The sequence below is a fragment of the Pontibacter sp. HJ8 genome, from assembly GCF_054824225.1.
The window spans coordinates 1-7804 of the sequence record NZ_JSYF01000095.1 but is presented as its reverse complement, the minus strand read 5'-3'; the positions used below and the strand labels follow the sequence as shown (position 1 = coordinate 7804).

Below are 7804 nucleotides of genomic sequence, written 5' to 3'. Positions count from 1 at the left end.
GGGACTGGCCTTTATGCCGAACTCCCGCGCCTACAGCAACTGATAGCGAAGCAGAAATAATAAAGCTTCAGGTATAGGATAGGGTTTGGCCCTGTTAACGCAGGTATAGCCTGGCCTCGCTTGCTTCAAGTCAATCAATATGTGCGTGTTTTTGCGGGTAATTTGAAAAAACATGCTGATTATGGTGAACTTTAGCGATAAGTTTTCTATTTTTATCTCAAATAAAGGGACAGTGTTCATTTTGCTCATGCGCTTTTGTGCGGTTTTCTGCGCTAGTTTACTAAACTTAAGCTGCATGAGCAGAGTGAATACTAATTTTATTGCCATCTGCACGAATCAAACCCTCTTCTCTTAACAAAATTCACAAATGGATATACGGAGGTATACAGCCTTGATCGCGATGCTGCTGGTATGCAGCATAGGTCAGAGCCAGTCTTTTAAATTTGCCTTTGTAACCGACACCCATATCGGCAACCCAACCGCCCGGGAAGATGTGCAGCGTACCATCGCGGATATCAACGCCGATGCTTCCCTTAGTTTTGTCGTCATCACAGGAGACATTACCGAGTTTGGCTCCAATGAAGAACTGAAGGAAGCAAAGCAACTGTTTGACGGCCTGAACAAACCCTGGTACATCATACCCGGAAACCATGACTCCAACTGGTCAGAAAGCGGCAGCAACAGTTTCCGGACCGTGTTCGGAGCCGAGACGTTTACCTTTACCCACAATGGCTACCTGTTTGCCGGCACCAGTTCAGGACCCAACATGCGGATGGGACCGGGGCAGATTCCCCGTGAAAATGTCGTATGGCTCGACTCCGTGTTGACCCACCTGCCCAATCCCGATATGCCGGTTGTGTACCTCAATCACTACCCCCAGGATTCTTCCCTGAACAACTGGTACGACGTGATAGACATGCTGAAGACAAAGAACACGCAGCTCATCCTGCACGGGCACGGGCACGGCAACCGGGAATTCCGGTATGACGGCATTCCCAGTGTGATGGGCCGCTCTAACCTCCGCGCCAAGGATACGATCGGTGGGTATAACATCGTCACCTTTGCCAACGACACCGCTCACTTTGCAACCCGCAAACCAGGTATGGAAACGCTGCCAACCTGGAAGAAAATCCCTTTGGTAAAGCACGACTTCGCCAGCGATCCCGTTACCTACCACCGTCCTTCTTTTGCTGTCAATCAGGTATACCCGGACGTGAAACTGGTATGGGAATACCAGGACAACAGCGATGTGGGCGCAGGAACGGCTACCTATAAAAACCTGGTCATCGCGACCAATACCACCGGGCTGATCTATGCCCTGGATCAGAAAACGGGCAAGCAAAAATGGGCCTACCGCACCAACGGGAAGATATATTCAACCCCGGCTGTTGCCAAGGGCTTTGTCGTGGTGGGCTCCTCTGACAACAACATCTACTGTTTGGAAGCTTCCAGCGGCAAGCTGATCTGGAAATTTACGGCCGGCAAACCCGTGCTCGGTTCGCCCCTTATCGAAAAGGGAGTGGTGTATATCGGTGCATCGGACGGGCATTTCCGGGCACTGAACCTGAAGAACGGCAAACTGCGCTGGGACTTTGATCAGGTAAGCAGTTTTGTAGTGACCAAGCCGCTGCTCTACCAGGGCAAGGTATACTTCGGAAGCTGGGGCAATGACTTCTATGCCCTGGATGCTGCCACCGGCGCGCTTGCCTGGAAGTGGAACAATGGTTCCACCAACCGCATGTACTCTCCGGCCTCCTGTTACCCGGTCGCAGCCAACGGGCGTATATTTATAGTTGCCCCTGACCGCTACATGACCTCCCTGGATGCCGCCAACGGACAAGTCGTATGGCGCGAGCAAATGAAAGAAGGACGCGTGCGCGAATCGATGGGCTTGTCAGCAGATGGTGCGCTGGTATATGTAAAAACAATGGACGGGCAGCTGTTTGGAGTTTCCACAACGGCCGGAACGCTGCAGGTAGACTGGAAATCGGCACTTGCCTTGCCGTACGAGCTGGCTCCTTCGGCAATCGTTGAAAAAAATGGAGTCGTATACGTACCCACCCATTCCGGCTTGGCCTGCGCTGTAGACCGCCAGAGTGGCCAGGTGCTCTGGAAATACAAGAGTTCGAATAGCCTCATGAACCCTATCATGCCGATGGGCAAAAACAGGGTGATCGTGAGCACGATGGATGGAAAGATTGCCTGCCTGGAATATGCACCTGCCAAAAAATAAAGGTGCTGTAGCGTAGGGAGTCGCTTTAGAAGGATTTATTTAATACACACAATGGAGATTACAACCGAGAAAGACTCGAACTACAAGGATCTGGACAAGATGTCCGTGAAGGAGATCCTGGAAAACATCAACAAAGAAGACAAAAGCGTACCACTTGCCGTTGAAAAAGCGCTTCCGCAAATAGAGAAGCTGGTGCAGGTCGTAGTAGATAGAATGAAACAGGGGGGCCGGTTGTTTTACATCGGGGCAGGTACGAGTGGCCGGCTTGGTGTAGTGGACGCATCCGAGTGCCCGCCGACTTTCGGCGTACCGTTTGACATGGTGGTCGGCATCATAGCCGGAGGCGATACCGCTATCCGCAAGGCAGTGGAGTTTGCCGAGGACGATGCCGAGCAGGCCTGGAAAGACCTGCAGGCTTTCGAAGTGGATGAGCACGACGTAGTGGTAGGCCTGGCTGCATCGGGCACGACCCCATACGTGATCGGTGGTCTGAAAAAAGCCAATGAAAACGGACTGGCAACCGGCTGCATTGTGTGTAACACAGGAAGCCCGGTGGCGGCGGAGGCACAGTTCCCGGTAGAGGTGGTGCCAGGTCCTGAATTCGTAACAGGAAGTACCCGCATGAAAGCCGGCACAGCACAGAAGCTGGCCCTGAATATGCTCAGCACCACCGTGATGATCCAGATGGGAAGGGTGAAAGGCAACAAGATGGTGGACATGCAGCTGACCAACCACAAACTCTACAACCGCGGCGTACGAATGGTGATGACCGAGACAGGCACAGATGAAAAAACGGCCGCCGCCCTGCTGGAAAAGCATGGCAGCGTACGCAAGGCAGTAGCCAGTGTCTCTGTTTCTTAGCAGGCAGTCCGTGGCTGCCTTGTCATAATTTCGGCAAATCTGTGTAACTTACCAGCACGCGCGGTTCTGACTGACAGGCTGCCGTGCTCTTGCATTTCCTGAACTGCTTTGATTAACTAATTTTTTTATGTCGCCAATTATCCTTTTATCATTTCTGATCGGCTATTTTGTCGTACTGATAGGGGTTTCCTACTTTACCTCAAGAGGCTCCTCAGATAACTCCAGCTTCTTTATCGCCAACCGAAATTCGAAATGGTACTTCGTTGCCTTCGGGATGATCGGTACTGCCTTGTCCGGTGTTACCTTTATCTCGGTGCCCGGGGCGGTTGTCAACAGCAGTTTCGGGTATTTTCAGTTTGTGCTGGGCAATACGGTCGGGTTCATCCTCATCGCGTTTATCCTCTTGCCGCTGTACTACCGCATGAACCTGATCTCCATCTATACCTACCTGGAACAACGGTTCGGCTACTGGAGCTACAAGACCGGGGCCATGATCTTCCTGGTATCCCGCACCATCGGTTCCGCCTTCAGGCTATACCTGGTGGCCATCGTGTTGCAGCGGTTTATCTTTGATGCCTGGGGAGTACCTTTCTTTGCCACCGTTTCTATCTGTCTTATACTCATTTGGTTATACACCCACAAAGGAGGTCTGAAAACCATCGTGATCACAGATACGCTACAGACGGCGTTCATCGTGGGCTCGGTTATACTCTCGATCGTGTTCATTGCCAACAGCCTGGACCTGAACCTGGTGCAGACATTTGAGGCGGTAAAGGACAGCTCTTACTCTCAGATCTTCTTCTGGGAAGATTTTATGGGCAACAAGAGCCACTTCCTGAAACACTTCCTGGGTGGTATATTCGTGACCATCGCGATGACCGGCCTGGACCAGGACCTGATGCAGAAGAACCTGAGCTGTAAAAACATCGGTGAGGCGCAGAAGAACATGCTCTCCTTTACAGCTGTTTTCGTTTCCATCAACATCTTTTTCCTGAGCATGGGCGCTTTGCTCTACATGTATGCCGAAGCCAATGGCATAGACGTCGCATCGCTGGCCACTCCGGACCACCTGTTCCCGGAGATCGCCCTGAATCACATGGCCTTGTTGCCGGCTGTGATCTTTATGCTGGGATTGACAGCGGCTACTTTTGCTACCACTGACTCTGCCTTAACAGCCCTGACGACCTCCTTCTGCGTAGACTTCCTGAACTTCACCAAGAAGGAGAACCAGGAGGACGTGAAGCTGGTTCGTACCCGCCACCTGGTGCATGTAGGCTTTTCGGTTGTCATGCTTCTGGTGATACTGGTTTTCCGGATCATCAACGACGACTCTGTTGTAAATGCGATCTTTAAAGCGGCCGGCTATACCTACGGTCCGCTGCTGGGTCTGTTTGCGTTCGGTATGGCCAACAAGCGTGCTGTGAGCGACAAGCTGGTGCCGTACATCTGTGTTATTTCACCTGTCCTGACTTATCTGCTGGACGTAAACTCTGTTAGCTGGACAGGCTATGCCATGGGATTTGAACTGATCATCGTGAATGCGGCCATTACGTTCTTCCTACTTCTCTTGACCAGCAGACCGGGTAGTGGAGCCGAGCTGGAGGCGCTGGCTGAAGCGGAAAAGGTAAAACAACCAACGTATTAAGCATCTCCTTTATGAATATAGAACAGCTTTTGGAGGCCATTTTGCCAAAAGCGCGCATACGGGCACGGCTGATCGATGTCGTGTCTTACGCTTCTGACGCCGGGTTTTATTACTTAAGACCCAAAGCTGTTGTGCAGCCTGTGTCGGACGAAGAAGTAAAAAAGCTGTTTGCCTTTTCTCACCAGCATAAAATTCCGCTCACGTTCCGCACGGCCGGTACCAGCCTTTCGGGACAATCGATCTCAGATGGTATACTGGTGGACCTGAGCCAGTACTGGAACAAGGTGCAGGTCGAAATAGAGGGGGAGCAGGTACGGGTGCAGCCCGGTGTGATCGGGGCCATTGTGAATGCGCACCTGCGCCCGTTCAAACGCAAGATCGGACCCGACCCGGCCAGTATCAACTCGGCCATGGTGGGAGGCATACTCTCCAACAACGCCAGCGGCATGTGCTGCGGGGTAAGCAAGAACTCCTATCATACCACCCGCTACATCCGGTTTATGCTGCCCAACGGCCTGTCGTATTCCACGGAAGTAGGTATAGACTATTTGCGTTTCAGTGAGGAGTGCCCGGAGCTATACCGCACGCTGCAGCAACTGAAGAAACAAATCGTTAATAATCCGGAGCTGCATGCCACCATCCGGCAGAAATATAAAACCAAGAACACCGTTGGCTACTCAGTCAACGCCTTCATCGACTACGAACACCCGCTCGATATCCTGGCACACCTGCTGATCGGGGCTGAGGGTACACTTGGCTTTATTGCCGAAGCCGTCCTGCGTACGGTTCCTGATTATCCGGCCAAGTCCACCGCGCTGCTCTACTTCCCCGACATCTATGCTGCCTGCCAGGCCATTGTGCCGTTGACGGTAGCTGGTGCAGAAGCGGTAGAACTCATGGACCGGGCTTCCCTGCGCTCCATCGAGCACATGGCCGGCGTGCCTGCCGACATCAAAACCCTGCCGGATACGGCTGCTGCTTTGTTAGTAGAGTTTCAGGCCAATACCCCGGAGGAGGTGCAGGAAAAGATTTTGAAGTTCATTGCCCTTTCCCCGGAACTCTCCCTGCTCAACCAACCTGTGTTCACGACTGACCCGATCGAGCAGGCTTTCCTCTGGAAAGTACGGAAAGGGATGTTCCCGGCTGTAGGCGCTGTGCGGGCCAGTGGCACCTCGGTGATACTAGAAGACGTAGCCTTCCCGGTAGCAGAACTGGGCGATGCCATCCTGGATTTGCAGCAGCTTTTCCGGAAGCACGGCTATGCAAATGCCATTATTTTCGGCCATGCCAAGGACGGCAACATTCACTTCGTCGTGACGCAAGCCTTCGATACACCAGATGAGGTCCAGCGCTACAACAGCTTCCTGAAAGAGGTCGTGGCACTGGTGGTGAAGAAGTATAACGGCGCGCTGAAAGCAGAGCACGGCACCGGGCGTAACATGGCGCCATTCGTCGAAACAGAGTGGGGACCGGAACTCTACCAGGTGATGAAAACGCTCAAGCAGGTCGTTGATCCGGAAAACCTGCTCAATCCCGGCGTCATCATCAATCCGGATAAGAATGCACACATCCGTAACCTCAAAGAACTGCCCAAGGTGGAAGAGGAAGTGGACCGCTGCATGGAATGCGGCTTCTGCGAGCATAAATGCCCGAGCCGGAATATTACCCTGACGCCGCGCCAACGCATTGTGGTCAGAAGGGAATTGCTCAACCTGAAACGAAAAGGGGAGAAAAAGCAGCACGACGAGCTGCTGGACCAATACCAGTACGACGGGCTGGATACATGTGCCGTGGATGGCCTGTGTGCCACTGCCTGCCCGGTCGATATCAACACGGGTGATCTGGTGAAGCGTCTGCGCCGCGAAAGCCACAATGAGTTGGCCAATAACGTGGCGCTGCTGGTGGCCAAAAACTTTAGTCCTGTCACCTCCGCCGTGCACCTGGGCCTGAAAACAGGCGCCGGTATCAACAAAGTACTGGGAGCCAATACGCTGGTAAAGCTTACCAAAGGCGTAAAAGATATGGTGCCGGCGATGCCGTTGTGGTCAAACCTGCTGGCTCCGTCCCCGGGTTTTTCGAAGTATAAATTCTGGTCCGAGAAAGCGCAGCCGGATACAGCCGTCGTATACTTCCCGACCTGTATTTCCCGCACAATGGGTGGTGCCGAAGGAGGCAAAAAGAACCTCATTGACACTTTTATCAGTGTTTCGGAGAAAGTGGGGGTGAAGTTCTTGATCCCGCAGGACGCGCAGCGTACCTGTTGCGGGCAGATCTTTTCCTCCAAAGGGTATAGCAAAGCCTACGCGTATACGGCGAACGAAACGATACAGAAAGTATGGGAGTGGACAGACGGAGGCCGGTTGCCGCTGGTGCTGGACATCACCTCCTGTACGCATACCCTACAACAATGCCGCCCGGTGCTGACACCTGAAAACAGGCAGAAATTTGACGCCCTCCGCATCATCGACAGCATTGAGTACATCGCGGATTTTATACTTCCGCTGGCTACGGTTCTGAAGAAAAAAGAGCGGGTCGTGCTGCACCCGGTTTGTTCGCTGCAGAAAATGGGGCTGGAAGCCAAGTTTGTCGGTATAGCCAAACAACTGGCGCAGGAGGTAACCGTGCCGATGCACGCCGGCTGCTGCGGCATGGCTGGCGACAGGGGCTTTCTGGTGCCGGAACTGACGAAGTCTGCCACCGCACCGGAGGCCGGCGAAGTCAGACAGCGCGAATACGATGGCTATTACTCCTCCGCTAAAACCTGTGAAATGGCGATGACGGAAGCGGTCGGCCGGAATTATGAGTCGATTGTGTATATGCTGGATGAGTGTATCTAAAGCGCTTGGTGCGAGCGTCCCCGCTCGTGTCGGCTATAGTGGGGCTCTGGCCCAAAGGTATAGTTCCTTTCATGTCTATACCTTACTTAGTAGTTGTAGCAGATTGTTTTTATAACCTCCTGCTGGTGCGAGCTTGCAGCTCGTATCCTGCCGTGTAGTTGTGACTTTGCCCAATTTGCTACTAGTCTTGTTTCATAACTTCGCCTGGCCGGCGGGGCCTTACTTTTT

At 52.9% G+C, this 7804-nt stretch carries 4 protein-coding genes; all 4 read left to right on the top strand.

Translation table 11 applies throughout. The features are described 5' to 3' along the window. The first annotated feature begins 367 nt into the window (after positions 1-367). The 4 genes from OB13_RS05700 to OB13_RS05685 all read left to right on the top strand — a co-directional run bounded on the left by OB13_RS05700 (position 368) and on the right by OB13_RS05685 (position 7576). A complete protein-coding gene (locus OB13_RS05700; protein ID WP_461489187.1) occupies positions 368-2233 on the top strand; it encodes an outer membrane protein assembly factor BamB family protein in 1866 nt (621 codons plus the stop codon). 51 nt (positions 2234-2284) lie between these two features. Beyond that, complete coding sequence (murQ, locus tag OB13_RS05695) at positions 2285-3094, top strand: N-acetylmuramic acid 6-phosphate etherase (protein ID WP_461489186.1); 810 nt, start codon at positions 2285-2287, stop codon at positions 3092-3094. 127 nt (positions 3095-3221) lie between these two features. After that, positions 3222-4739, top strand: a complete 1518-nt coding sequence (locus OB13_RS05690; RefSeq protein ID WP_461489185.1) for a sodium:solute symporter — start codon at positions 3222-3224, stop codon at positions 4737-4739. Between the two features lie 11 nt (positions 4740-4750). Then, positions 4751-7576, top strand: coding sequence for an FAD-binding and (Fe-S)-binding domain-containing protein (locus tag OB13_RS05685; protein WP_461489184.1), 2826 nt, complete (start codon positions 4751-4753; stop codon positions 7574-7576). The last annotated feature ends 228 nt before the right edge of the window (positions 7577-7804 follow it).